The 21464-nt window shown below is 41.0% G+C and carries 26 protein-coding genes; 4 read left to right on the top strand and 22 right to left on the bottom strand.

Annotated elements, in window-relative coordinates; all coding sequences use genetic code 11:
- From F8N00_RS02345 to F8N00_RS02335, 3 genes are all read right to left on the bottom strand, one after another.
- Nucleotides 1-545, bottom strand: a 545-nt coding sequence (locus F8N00_RS02345; protein ID WP_421017707.1) for a hypothetical protein, incomplete at its 3' end; no start/stop codon positions are given.
- A gap of 57 nt (nucleotides 546-602) precedes the next feature.
- Entirely contained in the window at nucleotides 603-1217 is a 615-nt protein-coding gene (locus F8N00_RS02340) for a hypothetical protein (RefSeq protein ID WP_023468061.1), read from the bottom strand.
- A gap of 27 nt (nucleotides 1218-1244) precedes the next feature.
- Entirely contained in the window at nucleotides 1245-1862 is a 618-nt protein-coding gene (locus F8N00_RS02335) for a hypothetical protein (RefSeq protein WP_421017706.1), read from the bottom strand.
- 134 nt (nucleotides 1863-1996) lie between these two features.
- Between F8N00_RS02335 and F8N00_RS02330 the strand changes: the two genes are divergently transcribed.
- Complete coding sequence (locus tag F8N00_RS02330) at nucleotides 1997-2500, top strand: DUF2199 domain-containing protein (protein WP_421017705.1); 504 nt, start codon at nucleotides 1997-1999, stop codon at nucleotides 2498-2500.
- A gap of 37 nt (nucleotides 2501-2537) precedes the next feature.
- Here the strand turns inward: F8N00_RS02330 and F8N00_RS02325 are convergent, their stop codons facing one another.
- The 19 genes from F8N00_RS02325 to F8N00_RS02235 all read right to left on the bottom strand — a co-directional run bounded on the left by F8N00_RS02325 (nucleotide 2538) and on the right by F8N00_RS02235 (nucleotide 17733).
- Nucleotides 2538-2972, bottom strand: a complete 435-nt coding sequence (locus F8N00_RS02325; RefSeq protein WP_058265349.1) for a hypothetical protein — start codon at nucleotides 2970-2972, stop codon at nucleotides 2538-2540.
- A 33-nt stretch (nucleotides 2973-3005) separates the two neighbouring features.
- Nucleotides 3006-3782 (bottom strand): hypothetical protein, encoded by a 777-nt coding sequence (locus F8N00_RS02320; protein WP_421017704.1) that lies wholly within the window; start codon nucleotides 3780-3782, stop codon nucleotides 3006-3008.
- A complete protein-coding gene (locus tag F8N00_RS02315) occupies nucleotides 3772-3939 on the bottom strand; it encodes a hypothetical protein (RefSeq protein WP_167341064.1) in 168 nt (55 codons plus the stop codon). Before F8N00_RS02315 ends, F8N00_RS02320 begins: the two co-directional genes overlap by 11 nt.
- Nucleotides 3940-3953: 14 nt before the next feature.
- A complete protein-coding gene (locus F8N00_RS02310) occupies nucleotides 3954-4958 on the bottom strand; it encodes a DUF2716 domain-containing protein (protein WP_421017703.1) in 1005 nt (334 codons plus the stop codon).
- A 51-nt stretch (nucleotides 4959-5009) separates the two neighbouring features.
- Nucleotides 5010-5489 (bottom strand): hypothetical protein, encoded by a 480-nt coding sequence (locus F8N00_RS02305; RefSeq protein ID WP_410756048.1) that lies wholly within the window; start codon nucleotides 5487-5489, stop codon nucleotides 5010-5012.
- 10 nt (nucleotides 5490-5499) lie between these two features.
- A complete protein-coding gene (locus F8N00_RS02300; RefSeq protein WP_421017702.1) occupies nucleotides 5500-6675 on the bottom strand; it encodes an SMI1/KNR4 family protein in 1176 nt (391 codons plus the stop codon).
- A gap of 72 nt (nucleotides 6676-6747) precedes the next feature.
- The gene (locus F8N00_RS02295; protein ID WP_421017701.1) at nucleotides 6748-7302 is read right to left on the bottom strand and encodes a hypothetical protein; all 555 of its coding nucleotides are present in this window, start codon (nucleotides 7300-7302) and stop codon (nucleotides 6748-6750) included.
- 133 nt (nucleotides 7303-7435) lie between these two features.
- Nucleotides 7436-8014, bottom strand: a complete 579-nt coding sequence (locus tag F8N00_RS02290; RefSeq protein ID WP_421017700.1) for a hypothetical protein — start codon at nucleotides 8012-8014, stop codon at nucleotides 7436-7438.
- Between the two features lies 1 nt (nucleotide 8015).
- Nucleotides 8016-8738 (bottom strand): DUF2750 domain-containing protein, encoded by a 723-nt coding sequence (locus F8N00_RS02285; protein WP_421017699.1) that lies wholly within the window; start codon nucleotides 8736-8738, stop codon nucleotides 8016-8018.
- A gap of 51 nt (nucleotides 8739-8789) precedes the next feature.
- Nucleotides 8790-9425 (bottom strand): hypothetical protein, encoded by a 636-nt coding sequence (locus tag F8N00_RS02280; protein ID WP_421017698.1) that lies wholly within the window; start codon nucleotides 9423-9425, stop codon nucleotides 8790-8792.
- Nucleotides 9426-9454: 29 nt separating this feature from the next.
- Nucleotides 9455-9994 carry a hypothetical protein gene (locus F8N00_RS02275; RefSeq protein ID WP_421017697.1) on the bottom strand — a complete coding sequence of 180 codons (540 nt, stop codon included), beginning with the start codon at nucleotides 9992-9994 and terminating at the stop codon, nucleotides 9455-9457.
- A gap of 16 nt (nucleotides 9995-10010) precedes the next feature.
- Nucleotides 10011-11312, bottom strand: coding sequence for a suppressor of fused domain protein (locus tag F8N00_RS02270; RefSeq protein ID WP_421017696.1), 1302 nt, complete (start codon nucleotides 11310-11312; stop codon nucleotides 10011-10013).
- 767 nt (nucleotides 11313-12079) lie between these two features.
- The gene (locus tag F8N00_RS02265; protein ID WP_421017695.1) at nucleotides 12080-12862 is read right to left on the bottom strand and encodes an ankyrin repeat domain-containing protein; all 783 of its coding nucleotides are present in this window, start codon (nucleotides 12860-12862) and stop codon (nucleotides 12080-12082) included.
- Between the two features lie 43 nt (nucleotides 12863-12905).
- On the bottom strand, nucleotides 12906-13268 hold the full coding sequence (locus F8N00_RS02260) for a hypothetical protein (protein WP_421017694.1): 363 nt from the start codon (nucleotides 13266-13268) through the stop codon (nucleotides 12906-12908).
- A gap of 204 nt (nucleotides 13269-13472) precedes the next feature.
- On the bottom strand, nucleotides 13473-14033 hold the full coding sequence (locus F8N00_RS02255) for a hypothetical protein (protein WP_421017693.1): 561 nt from the start codon (nucleotides 14031-14033) through the stop codon (nucleotides 13473-13475).
- Nucleotides 14034-14738: 705 nt separating this feature from the next.
- Nucleotides 14739-15479, bottom strand: coding sequence for a hypothetical protein (locus F8N00_RS02250; protein WP_421017692.1), 741 nt, complete (start codon nucleotides 15477-15479; stop codon nucleotides 14739-14741).
- Between the two features lie 63 nt (nucleotides 15480-15542).
- A complete protein-coding gene (locus F8N00_RS02245) occupies nucleotides 15543-16130 on the bottom strand; it encodes an SMI1/KNR4 family protein (RefSeq protein WP_035397807.1) in 588 nt (195 codons plus the stop codon).
- A 60-nt stretch (nucleotides 16131-16190) separates the two neighbouring features.
- Complete coding sequence (locus F8N00_RS02240) at nucleotides 16191-17189, bottom strand: S66 family peptidase (RefSeq protein ID WP_421017691.1); 999 nt, start codon at nucleotides 17187-17189, stop codon at nucleotides 16191-16193.
- 16 nt (nucleotides 17190-17205) lie between these two features.
- Nucleotides 17206-17733 carry a GrpB family protein gene (locus tag F8N00_RS02235; protein ID WP_055967558.1) on the bottom strand — a complete coding sequence of 176 codons (528 nt, stop codon included), beginning with the start codon at nucleotides 17731-17733 and terminating at the stop codon, nucleotides 17206-17208.
- Between the two features lie 266 nt (nucleotides 17734-17999).
- Here F8N00_RS02235 and F8N00_RS02230 point away from each other — a divergent pair, with 266 nt between their 5' ends.
- The 3 genes from F8N00_RS02230 to F8N00_RS02220 all read left to right on the top strand — a co-directional run bounded on the left by F8N00_RS02230 (nucleotide 18000) and on the right by F8N00_RS02220 (nucleotide 21450).
- Nucleotides 18000-19271: a helix-turn-helix domain-containing protein gene (locus F8N00_RS02230; protein ID WP_421017690.1), complete on the top strand. Its 1272-nt coding sequence runs from the start codon at nucleotides 18000-18002 to the stop codon at nucleotides 19269-19271.
- Nucleotides 19272-19413: 142 nt separating this feature from the next.
- Entirely contained in the window at nucleotides 19414-20667 is a 1254-nt protein-coding gene (locus F8N00_RS02225; RefSeq protein WP_421017689.1) for an MDR family MFS transporter, read from the top strand.
- Nucleotides 20668-20835: 168 nt separating this feature from the next.
- The gene (locus F8N00_RS02220; protein WP_055967553.1) at nucleotides 20836-21450 is read left to right on the top strand and encodes an ArsR/SmtB family transcription factor; all 615 of its coding nucleotides are present in this window, start codon (nucleotides 20836-20838) and stop codon (nucleotides 21448-21450) included.
- Nucleotides 21451-21464: the final 14 nt, after the last annotated feature.

The following is a 21464-nucleotide window of genomic DNA, read 5'->3' as shown; positions in this document are numbered from 1 at the left end:
TCATTCGAAAACAGATAATAGCCCATGAAATCATGCTCCATTGTGATGAACGACATCTCTTTCGTCGCACGAATGACTGGAACGATCAGTTCTCTTTTAAAGAACCACCCTTTGACCATTTTCCGCTCAAACGTCAGGAGATTCGTAAAGGATAGAAAGTAAAAATCGTTCACAGTCGCATACCAATACGTTTCGTCCAGCAGACGCTCAAGTTCGCTCGCATCGTTTACTTGAAGGCTATAATAAGTGCTGCTCTTATCTGGTTGAACCTTCGTATAGCATAGGTTCTCCTTCTGAAAAAACGGTTCCACTTCTTCATTGGTAAAACCACCACCGAACGTGACGAATAGCGGAAAGCGATTCAGACGCGTCAAAAAATGCTTCAGTACTTCATTGGAGTCATGTTGATAGTCTCGTTCCTCGTCATTCGGAAGACATCCCATCGAATAAATCGACTTAATAGCACCTGGTTGATCAATATCGAGATAACGGTCTTTGATCACTTTTGCATGATTCGTATGTTCTTCGAGATCGATGTATAACATGGAAATCCCTACACGTATTCTGCTTGATCCATCTACATCATCCAACTGCTTGTTTCATCAATAGAATTCAATGGTACCGTCGTCAGGAAAGATGGCTTTCACCTTGTCCTCGGTATTAAAACAGGGTTCATTCGAAAACAGATAATAGCCCATGAAATCATGTTCCATCGTGATGAACGACATCTCTTTCGTCACATGAATGACGGGAACGATACGTTCTTTTTTGAAAAACCATCCCTTAATTATTCTCCGCTCAAACGTCAAGAGATTCGTAAAGGATATAAAAAAGTCTTCGTTCACAGCCCCATACCAATAGGTCTCATCTAGCAACAACTCAAGTTCGGTCGCATCATGCACTTGAACGTGATAGTATAGGTTCTTGTTTGGTCGAACCTTTGTATACGATAGATTGTGCTTTTGAAAGAAGAGCTCGACCTCCTCGTCCGTAAAACTCCCACCGAACGTGATGAAAATCGGGAACCGATTGAGACGCGTCAAAAATTGTTTCAAGACTCGATTTGAATCGCCTTGATAGTCGCTTTTAGTTTCCATATCCGGTAGACAACCCATCGAATAGATGAAGTCGATACGTTCTGGTCGATCAACGTACAAGTATCTGTCCTTAAACACTTGTGCGTGATCCATACGCTTCTCAAAATAGACATCCAACATGTTCCCTCTCCCCTCTTAATCTCTCTACTACCGATCGATTTCATCTTCTGGAAAGAGTGCTTCTATTTTTTCTAATGCATCGAAATCTGTTTCATTCGAAAAGATCAGCACATTCTCGAAATCAAAGCCGGTTTTAAAAAATGTCGTCGGTTTTGTCATATCGATTACTGGCACTACTCTCTCTTTTTTGATCAGCCACCGTCTTACTCTCCTCGTTTCAAACTTCAATACATCAGTGAAAGCAATCAAATAGTAGCCGTTGTTCCTAGCCACTGAAATGGTCTTCGCTAGTATTTGCAATAAGTCAGTCGGTTGATTCACTTCGACGGTCATATATCTTTCACGCTTAGTGATTGAGGTCTCTGTATACAGTAATTGTTTGTGCTTAACCGTAGACAGCAAATCTTCTTTTTCTAAATCCGTCAGTTCATGGAATCCAAAGGAGAGATAGATTGGAAAACGATTCAACCGTGTGAATAATTGCGTTAACACTTCTTCGTCCGAAATGACTTCATCTTCCTTTGAGTCATCATTATAATATTCGAATGAAAAAATGGATTCGATTCGGTCTTGTCCTTTTAGTGTCAGATGATATTCTTTAATCGTCTTCGCATGATTTTGCTGTTCTTCGATGTAAATCTGCACGTTAATCCCCTCACTTTCGCTGGATTGTCACGGTCTCCATCAGGATTCTCTCCCAACGGGTGTTACACTACAAGTATGCTCTCTTCTAACGTTCGACAACGAGACATACATAACTCAACTTAGAGGTGATTCCAATGAAAAAACTTCTGCCTTGCGCCATCTGTGGCGAACGCCACGACGAACTCCCGACTGAATATGAAACACTCGGACCGGTCTACTACGAACAAATGTCTGAGAAAGAGCAAGAAACGAAAAGCGAGATGCATGATACGTGGTGTGTCTTAGAACTGGACGGTCCGCATTATTTCGTGAAGGGCATTCTTGAACTCCCGATTGCTGGACAAGACGAACCCTTCTGGTGGATTACATGGGTGAGCCTGAGCCCTGAAAACTTCGCTCGCTTCATCGAAAAGAAACGTCCTCGCATCGAGGAGCCGATGTTCGGCTGGTTTTCAAGCGATCTACCCGCTTACCCGGATACCGTCAACTTAAAAGTGATGGTCCATGATGAAGGAACCGGTCAACTTCCTTTCTTTGAACTCGAACCGACGGATCATCCTTTGTCGATCGAATTCTATTCCGAGATGACGCTTGCTCAGGTCCATGCCATCGCAGACATCGCCTATGCACAAGGGTGAACCCAATAAACTGAAGCCGCTGTGGATCAGCGGCTTTTTAGTTTTTACTCTGTTTCGTGATCAAAATATGCGTTCTTTCAGGAATCTCAATGTCTTCTAACTGATCAAGTTCCAAAGATAGTGTCATACTTTTTACTTTTGGATAGTACTCTTCCCCAATCCAACATGTATACAATTCGAACGATTCACCCTCGTCTAAGAAGTCATTCATGAACGTAAACAGATAACGTAGCTTTTCTTTCGACTCCAGTGCAATTTCAGAATCAAAAGGTTCAACGATCTCGATGCCCCAGTTGCTCGAAATTTCATATACATACCATTTGTGAAAATGCTTCGTTTTTACTTCATACAGACAGTCTTCATCCGCAAAACAGGGACCGATATATAAGGGAACGGTCTCATCTTCCTCATATAAATTGAGATACTGCTCAGGAATTTGTCTCTCCATACAAATATATGACGCTAAGCTCATTATGCTTCCTCCTAATGTATGATGTTTCCATCGTTACTTGAAAGACGTCTCTCCATCGTTCACCTTTCCAAAATGCGCGATCTTTCCATTCGTACAAAAGTGATCGAGCATGCCAAATCGATTTGTTGCATCGCGGGTCACGATGAAGTTATAGGGCATCAATAACGAGAATTCAGACATGAAGTCCTCAAGCGTTTGCCGTGCGGGACGTGCATCTTTCGAAAATAATCCTGATGTCACTTCCTTGCGATTCAGCAAATGCAATACATGTTCTTCCAACACCGCTTGCCAATTGGAGTCGTGCAACGTCATCACGTGAATCGAATCGTCATTATCTAGAACATCCCGACCACAAAAGACGACCTCGACTGGAAACGAGGCATTCGGTAAAACTGCATCGAAAAAGTTCTCATACTCTGTTCCAACGTCATCAAGCTCCTCATACGCGACTCCATACATCGAGACACAATCGTTCGTGACTCGGACGATTCCTTGTCCTTGTTTTTGGATAATGAGCGTCACTTCTACTTTAGTTGCCATTTCCTGCTGTTCGATGACAAGGTGTTCGAGAAATCTTTCAAGCTGTGAGTCGTCGGTCATAATCATGTGAGATCGGACCGTCCAGTCTGAAAAATCGTCGATGTGTGGATTCTGCTTGAGTGGTCGTTCCAGAAACTTTACTTCAACCGGATACGAATACTGACTCACTTGAAAACGGACGAGGTCTTGCCAATCGTCGCGTGGTAGCAATTCCCGGAACACATCGATCCACTCGCCTCGTTCAAGTAGCATCCTATTCTTATTTTTCATCTTTCATCAGACCTTCTAGTTTGCTACAGATATAGCCCACGATATGTTCATGCGTCGTCCGTTCTTCGAGATCATCATTGTCGACTAACTCATTGATTGTCTCCGAGATGATTTGCCATAATGCGGTTCCGTGATACTTGTCGTATGGTGTTCTCACTTCCTGTCCTCCTTTTATCCTCTTCGGATTTCATTTAAAAAAATCTCCGTTCCTTGGAACGCAGAGATCATGTCTTCTCCAAACAACGTGATGCTCCCCTCCCACGGGTGACCGAGGTATCCCCAACGGAAATCACGAGCGATGAAAAAGGAATAATCGCCATCTGGAACTGCTGGAATCATCCAGTCTCCTTCTTCATTTCGAAGAAACGAACGTCTTGGGTCGATCCAGTATCCTTGATGATTCCAATCGAGTGCCATGACGCGCTCTCCTTCGACGGTCAGCTCGGTCAGAATACGCTTTAGCATTTGCTCGATCTCTTCGCGTTTCTCGTAATCCACTTCGTATGTAATGAACGGACTCGGGGCATGGTATGAGGGGAAAACTGTCGTACTGGGTGCGAATTGAAATTGTTGATCAATGATGTACCATATCTTCTCGTCCTCCGCTTGCGTCATCGGAATCCAGCTCCATGGTTTACCTTCACCAATCAAATCGAACGTCGCTCCTTGAGGATATAGAACGGTGTACGCTGCTCCTTCTTGTACTGCAATTTTTGGTTCGTCTTGTACATCGCGTGCTTTCATTTCTTCAAAAATTAGTACAATGGCTGCCTCGACATCAAGGACATGGTAAAAGATATTCGTCGTACCACTACCGATATCTCCCCCTTCGCAGTAGCCGTTCCCCGTATGAAGCAAACCATCATTGATTACTTCTTCCATCATGTGACGGTGCTCGAGCGCTGTTTCTTCCTGATCCTTTTCATAAGAAAACTGGACTACCAGTTCCGTATAATCGGTCTCGTTCAGCTCGCGATAACCTTGACGTTCAAACTTCTCGATCAGCTGCAAAATCTGTACACCTAATCGTTTGAAGCGCGAGACGCGCATTTGCTTTACGTTTTCTGCTTTCACCCACGCTCCAACGATTCCTTGATGTTGAACGATGAGGCGTCCCTCTGTATAGATTGTTTGGTAGAGCGTACTGGAGTCGCCTTTTTTTGTCAGTTGGATCATGCAACTCCTCCTTAGATTCAATCTTTTCGGTCCCATGACTGTTTTTATTGTTTAGTCCCACTGACATGTCACGCTTTGATTGGTTTCAAATCGTAGATGTACGAGTTCATTTATTTTGAGATTAGACAGTTTCAGCGCAATTTGAGCTTCATTTGTGTAAGGCAATTCGAATCTGACACCTTCGATTTTTTTCAATAAAAAATATGACCAGTGCTGATTGTATTCATTCTCGGACAGAACATCCCATAACGCATCCTCACAATGATTCGCCTCGTAGACATATAATTTCATGACTGTGTTCTCCACTATCACGGATAACCTTGCGAATACGGGAGGGTTGGGAATTCGCGGTTTTTGAATGACCAATGTATAGCCCTCTTTTAGAAGACGATCTAATTGTTCGCGGCTATCCGGAAGCTCCTCTTCGATGACGGAAGTCGGAAGTTCTCTGATGCGAATCGGCAGACCTACTTCATATTCAAAAGGATCTTCGAGTGCGAGTAAGTCTTCATGGGAATAGATTATTTTCATGAAATCATCCTCACATTCTTTTATGGAGTGCTTTCAAATTACACGCGCGCCATGCATCACGGACGATATCTTGGAAAGTCGTTGCCTTCAGTTTGAGTTTTAACGTTCTATAGTCGAAGCAATAGACAGCTTCGTCCGGACGCTCTTTCAATACTGCATAGTATTCGTCCTGTCTAAACGACGAGCCAAAAAAGAAATACTTGTCACGGATCGCATCGAACTCGGTTAACGCGTATTCATCGAGACTGTCCGAGAGATTGCCCTGGATCTCATGCGATAACCCGTTCCAGCTCGTCAACGGAATACCGTTTAAGTTCAACTCTTCGGAAAAACGCACACCGTTACAGACTCTCAAAATCTCTTTATACCACTTCGGAATTGCGAAATGATCAGTCTCGAATGCTTGAATACGGGCTTCCGGACAAGGACTCTCCACGGACACTCGGTAGCTTTGAATTTTTGGTAAGCGATCATACAAACAAAGCTCATGCCTTACCTTTTGCCCCTCGATTGGAATGCTGTAATTTAGTTTTTTGTGGTCTTTTCCATAGAATCTCTCCATGGAAGCTAGCACATTCGCCAGAAACCTATCATCAGCTCCTGATGGATTTCTTTCTTTCTTGATGATTGGCATTTCAACGTCTTCTAGTGACACGTCTTCCTCGTCATCGTGTTCTTCAAAAGCCTCATGTTCTCCGAGGACGATCGCAATCCCTGTCATGTTACCGTTTTCCCTTCGGACAAGGACTTCATAGTGTCCGTCCCCCATTAACTGAACGGCGACACCGAACGGAAACAAGAAGATCTCGTCTTCCATCATTTCATCTGAGATTGCGATATAGAACGGGTCGATCTCTTCGTCGAACTCTAGCGTATTTCGAATCTCCCAGTCGATGGCTTCCCGTCTCCCGTAATCCGCTGTGTTCATGACGACGAGCTGCGCTGAATCGACGACGACTAGATCGGATAACGGCTCGAAATCGGATGGATTCATCTTCGTTTCTTCATTCATTGTTAGGTAAAGCAAATTGATTGATTCGAACTCATCTTCGTCATAGAAGACCGTCCAAATCGAACCTTGTTCAACTGGAATTGTCACGTTGTATTCTACATCCGGCTCAAGAAAAGCAGGATCCGAGACAATCAAATTCCCTTTGTGACTTGTAAACGCGCCTAGTTTTTTCATGTTAAATACCTCTTTCTTAAATATAACGGAGAAGACATTTCTAACTTGCTAATGCCATCGGATTAATCAAACTCAATCCTTTGATTCTTGTTGCATCCGCCACTCCATGAATCCGGTGGTTTGCTCTTGCCGGAAACGAATCCAATACGTTAAGGTTTGATTCATCTTCTTCCATTCGTTAATACATTCCGATTTCAAAACCGCATCATCGAGTTGCTCGATTAGTAACCAAGCTTCTGTTAAGGTTGCTGCATCCTCTTTTATTTCTCCTAAATACAAGTCTTCATCGAGATGGTGGAAAGAATACCAAAGTCCATACAAGTGATGATCAATCATTCTCTCGATCGCTAACTGCTCCCGTCTTCCCCCACGTGTAATCGCTTCTTGTAAGTAGATGTAACGGTCATCTTCATCAATGAAAAGACCATACCAGCGATATGGTCGGACGTCATCCGGCAACTCTTTCATCCACTTCTTCAAAGTCGGTTTTAGAAGACGTTCTTTTAGCGGATGAATCAAGAGGAACGAAGCGTCTGTCTCTCCTTCACAGGTAGATAATAACCAACTCACAAACGTCCGCTGTCGCTCGAAGTTCCACGTATTCGCTTCTTCAATGAATCTATCCATATGTACTAACCACTCTTTGCGTAAGCCACGATTTTTGGCAAGAAGAGCGGTGTGAAGACGTGGTAGATCAGAAACGATAGGGTCTTGTAATAACTTATCTAGAAGCGACATGTTTCATCTCCTTTTAAAAATGTCATTGCTCCACTTTCATTTGTTGTCTCGTTTTTCGAAGATGAAACCATAATAGTATTCCCGTGCCTATCGAAAGAACCGGGAAAAGATACGGGATGTACGATTCCTGCTGATGAATCACGTGCATGAAAAAGTAACTAATGAAGCAGACAATTCGAAGCCATGTAGGAAGATAACCTTTACCGATAAAAGCTAAAAACATCAAGGGAATACCCATTCCAAACACTACAATTGGTAAGACAGAGAACGGTGTCACGAACTGAAACAGACCTAGTCCCATAAGGATATAGGCGAACCAGGACGTCCGTCGTCGAAACTTCTCGCGTTCCTTTCGTCCGGGTTGTATCCCGTAAATATCATCCTGCTTGTATCCTTCCGCTTGCTTTTCAGCAATTAGTTCCTCCATCCGTCGTTTCGCTTGACGCCTCGTCGAGTACTGTTCTTCCTTCTCATCGCTGACATCTTGATCAAGCTTCCATTGCTCGGTGACACCGTGATAGGTCTGGATTGTTCGACCATCACGATACAAGTACCAAAAGTACGTAATGCCATCCACCTGTTTACTGAGTGTCTGAATCATGTTAACCCTCTAGATCTGCTAGGACGTCTTCTGGACCCAACTCAAGTCCGACGAGCTCCGGTCCCCAGTTCAAGCCACAATACAGTCCGTCATCGATCATGTTCGGTAACCAACCGTTAATAAACAATTCCAAATCCAATCGAATCAGATGATAGTCCGCCCATTCCTTCGTCTGCAGTGCTTTTGCCGCCGCTTCCGTCGAAAAGAATAACAGGACGTCCGTTTCCTCTTGATTAGACGGACAGTACGCCCAGCCCGTCTGTTCCAACTTCGATAGACCATAGACAGCACCCGTCTCAACAACCGTCTGTAAGAAGTCTTCTGCTTGTTCCGCACTCTGTTCCATTTGTTGTTCCTTTTCAACGAACGCATTCAACGTCGGTGCTACCGGAAATAGTTCTTGTTCTTCGTGGTCCCACAAGACGATCGTCTCTGTGTCCGGTAACTGATATCCGAGTTCGTCACCTGTTCCGTCCGCCGCAATCCGCAAGAACCCTTCTGGATACTCTTCTGCATCTGTCAAATTGATACGAACAAGGTCGTCCCATGTCCGCTTGATATACTGCTCGTCCTTGATCGGATGAAACTCCCATTCACCGACATTGAACTTGTTTTCGCGCTTGTACCAGTTTCGTAGTTCTTTCGGAAGCTCGAAGTCGAGTACTGCCTCTACTTCTTGTAGTCTCTCTTCCGTAACGCCAGGTAATCCACTTTGATATGTCATTCTGTATGACTCCTTTGATTTTAAATTAAATTATTTGTAGGTATTTAGTGCTTAATCAATTTGATAATCCGTTGGTAAAATCGCTTTTAGCTGATCGACGGTTTGAAAGACATCTCCATTCGAAAACCACATGAAGCCGAACGCATCATGCGACGGAAGGATGATCGGTAATCCATCACGTGCATCAACTACATGCGTGTATTTCGCTTCCTTAAAGATCCATCTCCCAGAAGTCTTCAACTCATATGTGGGTCGTGCGAACGTGATGAGGAACGTTTCACTATAAGCAGCTCGAAAAAAGGACTCTTTTAAGACGAAACACAGATCATTCGCATTCAACACTTCGATACAACAGTAAAAACTGGTACGTCGCTGATCGCCTTCGTACCGTGGATGTTCATGGCATATGTATGGTCGCAATTTTAAACGCTCTAAGAGGTCCATTTCATCTTCTCGAATCTCATCAAAATTAGTCGTGATATATACAGGAAAATGATTGAAGCGAACTAGCGTGCCATACAATACCTCCTCCGTCAATTCACTGGTAAAACTACCTACTGTATGGTCATAACACATGATTTCGTAAATAGTTTGCAATGGACCAAGCACGTTGATTTCGGATGTCTGAAGCATACGTTGGATACTCTTCGACTGAAAAGAGTATTCGTCGATTGTCAGTTCGTTCATACTGTTCCTCCTATCTGTGTCGTCATCGTTCAATTTTTCCGGTTAAAATTCTTTCCTGCGGGATAAAGCCCGGTCAATCGTCTGCCGTAATGAACTTTTGCCTGCCCCATTCGGATTTTCTTCAGATTAAACTGGTCCTTAAAATAATCAATGACGGATTCAACAATATAAGACGGCTCCAAGATATGAAGGACAAATTCGATTGCTTCTGGACCAAATTCATCTTCAACAAAATACCCATTGCCGATTTCAAAAAGAAAACCGTTGAGGTCTTCTTCAATGCTCGAACAATGCTCAAAGATGACGTCATACTCTGTATCCTGACAAAAGATCTCGACGACAACTTCGTGGTAATCCGCTTCTTGAACGACCGAGTATCCGTCCTTTTCTTTCTCAGCTACGAGTTCTCGAATGTAGGCATCCAGATTAAAAAAGCGCGAGAACTTTTGCTCGCTCATTGGTTCTTTCAATCTCTCTCCCATGATGCCGTGAAACGTGTAGAGTGTCCGTCCATCCTTTTCAAACAGCCAAAAATGATTTTGACCGTTCATTGGTTTGATGAGTTGCATGACTTCCCTCCCGTTCTTATAAATCCGCGAACATTTCTCCATTGAGCTGGCGAATCACCGTATCGTTCGGTAACTGTTGTCGTAGTCGTTTCGCCCAGTCCGTCCGAAGATCATAGGCGAATTGTTCTTCGTTCGAGAGCAGATAAAGCATTGTTCCATCATGGCCGACAATCACGACGGTCGTATCTTCCGGATAAACGAACCGATCTTCTAAGACACGTGTTTTTCGGTACGTTGTTTCGACCTCTTGTTGAATCGACAAGCGATCGGAATACGAAAACATGAACAGTTCGTTCATCGACGCAACTCTATAAGCGTGTTCAAGGATGAGTTCGAGCATCCTAGCATTTTCAATCTTTACCGTGAAAAAATGACTCTCACTTGTCGATGTTCGTTTTCCACGTAACCAACCGTTCGTTTGTTTCTGTCTAGACAAGACATGTGAAGTGAACGACATATGATGTTGCGAGAAGAAAGCTCTGTTGTCTTTGTCTTCCTCTTCAAAAGCAAAAAAGGTCGCGTAGATCGGAAAACGATTTTGATGATTTAGAATATCAAACAGGAAAGTTTCGTTTTGAGCTGTATCGCCTTGTTCTCCCGATTCAACACTCATGTGATACGCTTTCGCTAGCGGTCCATTTAGTACGAATGGTCGTTGGATATCGTCTTCAAAAAGGGAGTCGTTAATTTCGCATTCGCAAACGAATACCTCCCTGTTAAAAATCGATTCTTCAATTTCTTCATTGTCTTCCACGATCGGATGACGTTTTAAATTAAGCAATTGCATCTCAGTTTCATATAACATCTCAATAAATTTCTCAGCGCCGTATTGTTCGATGTATGCGACTTCCGAAGCATAGATGGGTACGAACCAGACCGGTAGCACCGTCTCCGGTTCCCCGAACGCCGCATTCCCTTTATAGACTTGAAATGATTCTTCAAAGTAGAACGGTGTCGCTACGTATAGGGCAGCGAAATCGTACTTCGATAACAACCCATCCGGCATCGGTAAGTACTCGCCTAAATCATAAGCGTGTCCAGTCTTTAATGCTTCCAGCGTCAAGCGATAGATCAATTCAATTAAATCCGACTCGGCATCTTGTTGCATGACAGATAGCATCACTTCTTGATGGATAACAGCACCGTTCTCGAATTGCAATGGGTGATGCAATAATCCAAGTGATGTCACGGTATTCGCATTCGCAAACGGTGCATTTTGAAACTGCAACAATTGAATCGCATGATCTTGTAATTCTTCCATTTCAAGGTGACCAGTACTTTCACCACAATGGGCTTCTAAGTGTTCTATGTAATTCATATTTTTATATCCTCATTTCATGACATAAAGGAAATGTTCTTTTTAAAAAATACGCTCTACCATATATTATATGTTTCACGATACATTTTTGGAATTTTTTATTTAAAAATTGATATAATGTATGTTTTTAATTTAGAAAAGAAAAGTGTTTACGAATAGATGGTGTTTTTCTTCAAGAGGAACACTACTTTATGTTGGAATCGATCGAAAAAAAAAACGATACATTCTGTGTATATTTCCGTATCAACCTAGTTAAACGTCATACTTTTCTTGCGTGAAGGATAGTGTGACACATGAAGTTCTGGAAATTATAAAAGATGACTCCGGTCAAATACCGAAGCCATCTCATAGTAACGTAAAACGATAAAGGTACTTTTATTAGCGTGTCCAATCGTTAGGCAGCCTTCACATGTAACGATTTTGTTTGAAGTACTTTCCTTCGATCCATGTCCATATCCGATGTCCTAAGTAAATATCAATTATGCCAATGATTAACGCAACGACAATCATGAGAATATCACTCATATCAAAAGCGATTATAGGGTATAAAATTGTAAAAACTATACTCAAAAGAATAGGAAGCGTGATCCCCATCCAAACAGAATTAAACACTATTGCCTTCCACACTCAAATCATTCCTTTACTTAGTAATAAATTGCTTGAGTTTAGCATGTGATAAACAGAAGAGGTGAAGTATGTGTCGGTACTCTAATAGTCCATACGCTTGAACTTAATATATCGTTAAGAGAAGAGGACCTACGAATCCATCAACGCATTCCATCGAAGAGTTTGAGGATTTTTTTATTTTTATATTCTTTCGCATAATCAATGACCGTTTTTCCATTGGCATCCTGATGATTCAGATCTGCTCCGTGTTGTAGTAATTCGTGAACGACCTTAGCGTGATCATAACTAACTGCTAACATCAGCGGCGTCGCGTGACTATCAAGCGGGTTTTCAGCTTCCACTTCCGCCTGTCCCTCAATCAGTGCTTTTACGGCTTTTACATGTCCTTCTCCTGCTGCAGTGTGTAACGGAGTGAATCCATGTACCGTGCGCAAATTCACATCCGCTCCGGCTTGAAGTAATACGTTGATACACTTCACTTTATTTTCTTGTGCCGCATAGTGAAGTGGCGCGTATCCATCTCCATCCCCATCAAATCGATTGATGTATTGTGTTTCGCGAGCGAGCGCCTTAAGAATTTTTGAATTGCCAGTTTTACTCGCAACCACGTGCAACGCATTGTACCCATCCGTATCGATCTCGAATGATACTCCTTGCTGAATGATTTTAATCGCGATCTCCGTTTGATTATCTAAAAGCGCGATATGTAAGGGTGAGAACCCCTCCCGATTCTGTTTTTCAAGATCAGCGCCGCTCTCAATCAAAAGCCGGACAATATCCAGATACCCTTCTTGAATCGCCCAGTGTAGCGGACTGTATCCTTCCTCATCCAGCAAATCGATCTCCGCTCCGTTTTTGATCGCTTTCCGGACCTTCTTTAGCTCCCCTTGAAAAGCATAGTCATTCAATGCATATCGCGACACGTGTACTCCTCCTTTTAAACGAATTAAATCTTATATATAGCGCTTAGTGTATATTCGACTTTAACGCATACATGTGATTGTCTTTCGGTTGGATGACGATTTTTTTATCGTATAACGCTCCAACCTCGTGAACGGATTGGTTGTCATCGTCATCCGCTTCGTCCCATTCCTGTTCTTCTACGTAATAGCTGACCATGAATGCATCCGCATTAAACCATCCGGTCAAGTTGTCAGGTAAAGTCTCTTGAAACGGTTGCAACGCCTTATGCTCAAACGGAAACGATGTCTCGTTCGGATTAAACGAATGCACGTATACGGCATCTAGTGCAGCGTCATGTTGCGAAATTTCCATCCAAATCTGAAATGGTTGATCCCATTCATGTAGCCTAGCATTCAATTTCATCATTAGATCATATGATGCTTGAAGATGAAGCTTTCTGTACCGTATGGATTCATTTCCGCGTCCATAAAAATCAAGATGGGTATGCCAAAAATCGAACCAACTATCGTCGCTAAAGTATAAATTGTGCGTCTCGAGTACTGTCTCTTTTTTTAAGTTGCGAAAGTATCTTTTTTTACCTCTGAATTTTTTCATATAAGTGCTACCCTTTCATAAGTACATTTTAAAAATTCTAAATCCTATGTATTCGTCACCCCATAGAGAAGGAAACTCTTCTCTATAGTATTCATTCCAATAACTAATCATTTGGCTTTCTACTTTTTGAACGAACGCTTCATTTTGAGATGTAAACGCATTTAGCTTATTCTTATCTATCTTTTCGAATACCTGATTAACGCTATATAACAATTCTATGACACCCTCACCAAGGAATTTGATTAGATAGGGAATCATCCAATCCTCTACTTGTAAGAGGTTATCCAACTTCATTATATATTTTTCTCTTACAAAGCCGTCGTGGTGTCTCGAATAAATACAACAGAGTATAGATTGTTGCAAGGGAGCAAACTGACGATAGGTTTCCTCAGACACTTCATTAAAATAGATTCTTTCAGGAATAGTTAAAACTTCCCCATTTTCAAGCAAGGCACTAAAAGACATATTGGAAAGTTCATTTTGAAACCACTTTATATCCATTTGATCGATAACCACTTTGACATCTTGTCTTAATACTTTTGGAAAGGCATTCATTAAACGCTTCTTTGTTTTCATAATATCCTCGTTTCTAATGATTACTACAATTTACATATCTCAATCTATTCACTCATCTAAAACATCATAAGTGGATGAACGCACCTTACATTAACTTTTTTCTACTAATCAATTAGTAAAAAATAGCTTTTAGGATGTAATATTATATTATTATAATTGATTATTTTAAAAGGAGAGGTGTTTTAATGAATTTTTGGGGTTAATTGTTAGGGGATAATGAGGACGAACTGTCATGACCAATCGTATGTGGTTGACGCGACTCAAAGATCTTAGAGGACTATCGAAGCATCACGTCAACGTATTCTAAGTTAAATTGACAAATATGAACTAGTTGCATATAGAGAACTGTTGACTAGAGTATCCATGTACTATACTGAAGCAGAGCCCATGATATACAATCAAGCGATTGTATGGTTTAGAGAAATAGAAAATATTTCGGAGTTAGACTATGTAAGATCATAACTGAAATCAGTAATTTAATTGGTTAATGACAGAAGCTGAAACAGTCTAGAGAATACAAAATGGAAGTGACAGCACAATGAAACGGTTCAGTATACTTTCTCTCACCAACACGACACTGTTCACTCCTATAAATCTAAAATGACTCTACTTTTTCATTGGTAGTAAACTCCATCATAAAACATGGTATTTTTGCACGTCTAAATTTAAATCGTACCTACACACTTGCTAAATGCAGAAGCGTTATTACATCTTTATTCTTTGTTGTTTACTCAAAAAATTTCCGTCACTCTTCCGATAAATTTTTGTTCGTAATCTATCTCCTACTGTATTTATGATGATGTCAATCGTGTTGTCGTTTTCCCAATACAGTTCATACCCGTACAAACTAATGGGATTCAATTTACTTTTTGAAGGGCTCACAACTGATGTTGGCAATTCAAATACACATTTATTGTATACAATTTTCCGAGACCTTAAATCCATGATCTCTAAGATTAAATTTAGATTTACAGATGTTAATTCTGCTTTCAGAGCAGCTTTCATTGTTTTCGTTTTATTGCTTCTTTTATCGATATTCTGCACGTATATGAAATTCTTTTCCAATACATAATCTTCAAATTTTTTCAACTCATCGCCAGATAAAAACTCATTGAATTTTGAATCGATTACGCCTTTTTGAAGAGTTTTCAAAGTTTCAATTAAAAAATCTAAATCGTCTTTAGACTTCAGTTCATTTATGTTAGTTTCTTTAAAGTAATACTCCCGTGTTTCGCCATTTTCAATTATGATTCTTTTTTTCTCTTCTTCTGTTAAATTCTCATAAAAAATGATATAAAGCGAACTATACTTAGGAAGTTTTTTTCTACTTTGGTTCAAAAAATCTTGGAACATATACATTAAGAGTTCATTTCTAATATCATAATATTCTATATCAAGTTCTTTCTCATCATTTTTTTTAATATATAATACTTCAATCTCTCCCATATTTCCTCCCCTTCATAAGATTTATAGTGACAGGCTGGTTTCAACTTGTATTTCAAGATTCTTTTACATCTCGACTTCCATTTCATCATAGTGATCAACATCACTGTACATCACGCTATCCTCATGCCAATTCCAGAAGTTATCGCCTTGTGCGATCACTGCACATTCAAGGAAGGATTCGAAATTCATGTTCAAGGGATACGCCGTCTCCATACCATCGGACGGATGAAGCATGATGATGTATGACTTTTTAAACAGCCCTTCTGATTCCTGACACTTCAGCTTATCGATCAAAATCCAGTACTCATTTTGTTGACCGATGATCCAGTAATGTTCATCCTCAAGAATGCCGTCTTCCGCTTGCTGTTCTTCAGAAAACTCAAGCATTTCTTGCAACGTAAACAATTCAATCTTCGTATCCACCTCTGTACTAAATAAACGACCTCCGTTGTGTAGGGTGAGAAACTTTATGTAGTCTTCCGGCAGGAAAAAAGAATCTTCTTTTATGAAATTAATTATTTCACTCTCCGGCAACGGATCGTTAAGCGTGCAAGTAGAATCGCCACTCTCTCCATAACGTCCCATAATATATCGTGGACCATCTTTATACATCTTGTGTAATGACGCTATCGTTCTCTCGATTGGTTTCATGTAAAACGCTCCTTCATCTTATTTTCGGAAAAACGCACACGCTAGTATCTGGTAGGAAAATCATATGAAACGGTCGAGAATTAACACCTTCTTATTCATAGCATCCAGTTGAATCGTGGCACCAATTGGTAACGTCAACATCGGATGGGTATGACAACAATCGAAGTCCGCTAAAAATGGTACCTTCGTCTCTCCGAGTACCTCGATTAAGATCTCATATGGTTTACGTTGCGTCTCTTGATCGTCAAAGTGTTCATGCTTCCCAAGGATGATTCCAGAAACCTTGTCGAACACACCGTTTACTTTTAACAGCGAGAAAGCACGCTCAATTTCTCCAGCAGTCTTCATCGTGTCCTCGATGAAGAGGATGTCCCCTTCACGTACCTCAGGCATATACACGCTTCCCCAAATCCCCTGGATAGTGTTCAAGTTCCCACCGATGACTCGTCCTGTCGCAATTCCCTTGTAAACACAAATCCATTCGTTACGTCGCTGGTCTTTTTCCTTCGTCTTCTCTTCCCAGTTCACGAACTCATCCGTCCAGTACGGAGGTACTTTCATTTCGTACGGCAGCGATGGTTCCTCAATCAATAAATCGTTGAAGTACTCATAGGTATGATGGACGAACGGTTCGAATTCACCAAAAGAAGGAACAAGCGCTGGACCATAGAACGTCTGAATGTCCGTCTTCGTATATATCGCGAGTAGAATCGCGGTGACATCGGAGTAGCCGATAATGATTTTCGGATGTTGTTTGAAGGCTTCATAATCGATGTACGGGAGAAGTGAGTTCGAGTTCATTCCACCAATCGTCGACATGATACATTTGATGTCAGGATTTCGAATCAGTTCATTCAGTTCTTCCGCCCGTTCTTTGATGCTTCCAGATCGATAATGGTCCTGTTTTCCGGTCAGCTTTCCTTCGACAATCACGAACCCTTTCGCCTCCAAAAATGTTTTCGCACGCTGGAATCGTTTCGGACTGGAATAGGTAGCTGGAGCTGACGGTGAAAATATCCCGATCTCATCCCCCGGTTTTAATCGTTCAAGGTGTCTCAACTTTTTCATCCCCTTTCTAAACTGACGGCTCATCCTGATTTCGACGTGCAACGATACGATTTACGAAATCGGTCTTCTTTGCAGCATAGGTGTGTTTATCCTCGGCAAAGGACGTCGCTAATGTGTATTTCAACTCTTGATAGTCCTGCCTGAGTGAATCATCTTCTCTGAGCGCATCTCGAAAGATCAACTGTTCTTGTAAAAACGAGCTTCCGCTACGATAGAAATGAATTTGATGCGTCCGGGGATCTCCCTTGATGAAATAAAAACGGTCTGGCAGGATTTGATCTCCCATGCAGTGGTATCCTAGTTGTTCCAGCAACTGAACTTGTTCTTTAATTGCACTGAAGTTTTCGACTTCGATTGCGATATCAAGAACGGGTTTAGCATCCAAGTGCTTGATTGCAGTACTTCCAATATGGTGAACGATCACATGATGATCCTTCATCGTATCTAAGATAGACTTTCGCTCTTGTTCAAAATAAGATGACCACTCCCGATTCCACGGAACGATGGTCACCACGCCATTCGGTAATCCCAGCATGTTCTTCCTCCTTCATTGTACGTACAGTTTTTAGAACGTTACCTTTGAAATGCATCGTTACGTCAATCGCTGCATTGCATAACATTTTATCTTTTAAAGCTTCCCGCTAAGATTTTGCCTATTTTAAACATGTGTTGCATCAAGTTTTGTACCTAACGCATAAAGTAATACATCTGTACAGTTTTTGGTACCTACAAGATTACAATAACATTTTTTAACTGTAGAGAAATGATGTATTCTGTTAATAAATAGGAGGAACAAAGAACATGATTGGATTAAAGATAAAGAATGATCGCATTCGTCAAGGTATGTCACAAAGTCAACTCGCTGGGGACGACCTTTCCCGTGCTTATATTAGTATCATCGAAAGCGGAAAAGCTATTCCTTCTGCAAAAATATTAGCGCTACTTGCAGAACGATTGGGAAGACCACTACACTATTTTTCAGATGATGTGGAAGAGACAGACGAAGAAATCTGTTACGCCATACTAAATCGCCTTGATAACGACTTTTTGGATTTCGATCCTGCTGTGAAGCTCCTGAATAAAGTATTACATCTATCGAAGGATAAGCATCTGTTAGGTACTACATTTTTACGTCTATTTGATTTATTTGCGGAGCATCAAGCTTTTGAGGACATCCTCCTTCGTCGTAAAGAGGCACAGCAATCGCTACTTGATCATCCTGATAAATCTCTAATCGTACGTCTTCATATGATTATTGCAAAGGCGTTCTTTAGGACGGAACGATTTTTAGAAGCGAAAAGGTATTATTCTTCTGCCTTGCTATATGGTCGTCCTCAAAAAAAGTGTCAATATGAAGTAACTCAAACTCTGATCTTCCTAGGTACGACGAATCTTCGACTCGGTGATATACCTCAAGCGCACATACATTACAAAGAAGCGTTAGCGCATATGGAATACACAAACTTCGAAGATTTACGCGCAAACATCTATCTTGGTTTAGGAAAAACTTACTCACTTACTGGGCAAGAACAGAAAGCGCTACACTATACGAACTTATCCCTTCAAGGCTTCGAGGATATAGGCGATCAAGCAGGTGCACAAATTGCGTTTCAAAACTTATTGATCCTGAATGACCGCAACAACTCGATCGAATATACCGTCGAGCATCTTCAACAGTTATATGACTTATATCAAGGACGTAATCCTTTTAAGGAGGCTTCCGTTCTTGAAGAATTCGCCATCATCCATTTACGGAGTAAGCAATACGAGGATGCCAAGCAATTTGTTATCCGTGCTGTCCAGGTATTAGAGGATAAAAATCTTGTTCATTCGCGAGCTCTCTACTACAGCCTTTATGGCGTCTTGGAAAAATTATTAGGAAACGAGAACACGGGAAATATATTAATTCGAAGTAGTCTTGATCTATTCTCACGGATAGATGCTCGTCACGACGTTTCGATTTGTCAGCAGTTGTTAGATTGCCCAGAGTATCGAGATTTAGGGGAATATTTTCTATCATTGCATGCACGTGGAGAAATCTTTGTAGACAACTCACTTGGCACACTATCTTAAGTCACCTATGTTATTCGAATCATGTTGATACCTTTCTATTTACATGGGGTAACTATTATTTACGTCGTTCTAGTCAACATATCGCTGTTGATCCCTCTTATAGTTAGTGATGAAAGATGTACAACTTAAGGAGGGATCATGTATGCGACTGAGAGAACTACATATCAACATCAAGATCCGCATTTTGATTAATTTTCTTCAAAAGGTCACCCAAATGGCGATTTTCCCATTTATGGCTATTTATTTTTCGACTCAATTCGGATTAAAAATTTCTGGGATATTAATGGTGATCGTTATCATCGCTTCGCTCATTTCTAGCTTTTATGGCGGATATCTATCCGATGTCAAAGGACGGAAGCTTGTTTTATTTCGCGGCGAACTCTTACGATTCTTTTCTGTTTTACTGATGGCTTTATGTAACTCACCCGTCTTTTCCAATGCGGAATTGACGTTCGTTACTTTTTTATTCACGAACATCTTGATTGGATTGATCACACCTGCGAATGAGGCGATCTTGATGGACGTTAGCACAGATAAGACACGCAAAATGTTGTACAGTATCAATTACTGGTCAATCAATTTATCAATCGCCATGGGTAGCTTAATCGGATCATTATTCTATGCCGACCATTTCTTTGAACTTCTACTTGCAACAGCATTTACTTCTCTTATCTGCTGCGCTCTCATACAGGTGTTCATTATCGAAACACATACATTTAAAAGCATTCCGACTAAACTCTCTTTTCGAGATTTGTTTTATGGCTATTTTGATGTTTTAAAGGATCGTATATTTTTAATCTATCTATTAGCTGGAACGTTGATGCTCGGACTTGAGTTTCAGCTGACTAACTACATTTCAGTGAAACTGAACACCGATTTCAAACCGTTCGTGCTTCCCTTTTCACATGAAACGAAAATTGACGGTATACAGATGTTAGGGTACTTGAGAATTGAGAACACAATATTAGTTGTTGTACTTGGTGCTATCATGCTGAAGATGATGAATAATCAAAAGGAACAATATGTATTGTATATCGGTTCCATTATTTTTGCGCTCGGATTCTCACTTCTAGCGTGGAGTAATAATTTTTATGTCTTACTCATTGCAACGTTTATCTTCACTATTGGTGAATTGATGTATGTTCCAATTCATCAGTCACTTCTGGCGACGTTAATCGATGAGAAGAAACGAAGCCAATATATTGCAGTCAACGCTTTGCGGCTTCGTGGTGCCATGTTGATCGGCTCGTTTTTCATCATTCTTGGTGACTACGTAAGCTCGAGCATAATTTCGGTTTTATATGCGTTTATTGGCGGTATTAGTGTCGGACTCTATACTATTTTGTATACAAATTACCAAAGCAAAGAAAAATTAAATCACAAATCGGTTAGCTAGTTCGTATAATCGTTGTATTATGTTTTAACCCAATCAATATATTTCGACATCGAAATGTATACTGCTTGGGTTAATTCTTTGATTTTTTTATTTGCAAAAAGAAATAAATTGACAATCCGTATGATTTATTGTCAAATTAATTTAACCGGTCAAAAAAGGGGTTTTACTATGCAACCGATGATGACATTAACCGAGTTAAACCAGTTAAAATCATTAAGTGTTCCGATCCGAGCTGAAATCATGATGTACTTGATTGAAAAACCGCTCACTGGACAGATGCTTTCTGAACTACTGAACCTATCTCGTCCCAAGGTCCATTATCACTTGAAGGAGTTAGAAAAGAACGGACTGATCGAATTAGTGAAAACGGAAGAGAAAGGTGGTATCCTCCAAAAGTTCTACCAATCCGTCGCTCGCGGATTCACGCCCTCGACCGAATTGTTACCACATGCTGAAATCATCAGTGAATCATCTAGACAAATTCTATACCAGATGACAGAGCGAACGAAGTCCATCATCCTTTCTGCCCCAGAAGAGGCGTTCACATCTCCAGTCGCAAGCGAGTCTCCGGAGAACTGGAATCATGTCGGATCGATGTGGCAAATCTCTGCGACCGAAGAGAATTATAAGGAGTGGATCAAAAAATACTTCGCATTGATGGAAGAATTGCGAACACTTTCTCACGAACCGAAAGATGCAGAAGCCCAACGTCTCTATTTCTTTTCAACGATGGCTTTTGCGATTGATCATCCTTTCTTAGATGCGCCTGAAAAAGAATCGTAAAACATTCTTTTTCT

The organism is Exiguobacterium sp. A1_3_1 (genome assembly GCF_048985645.1).
In the GTDB taxonomy this organism is placed as follows: domain Bacteria; phylum Bacillota; class Bacilli; order Exiguobacteriales; family Exiguobacteriaceae; genus Exiguobacterium_A; species Exiguobacterium_A indicum.
This window is presented reverse-complemented; position numbering and strand designations above follow the sequence as displayed.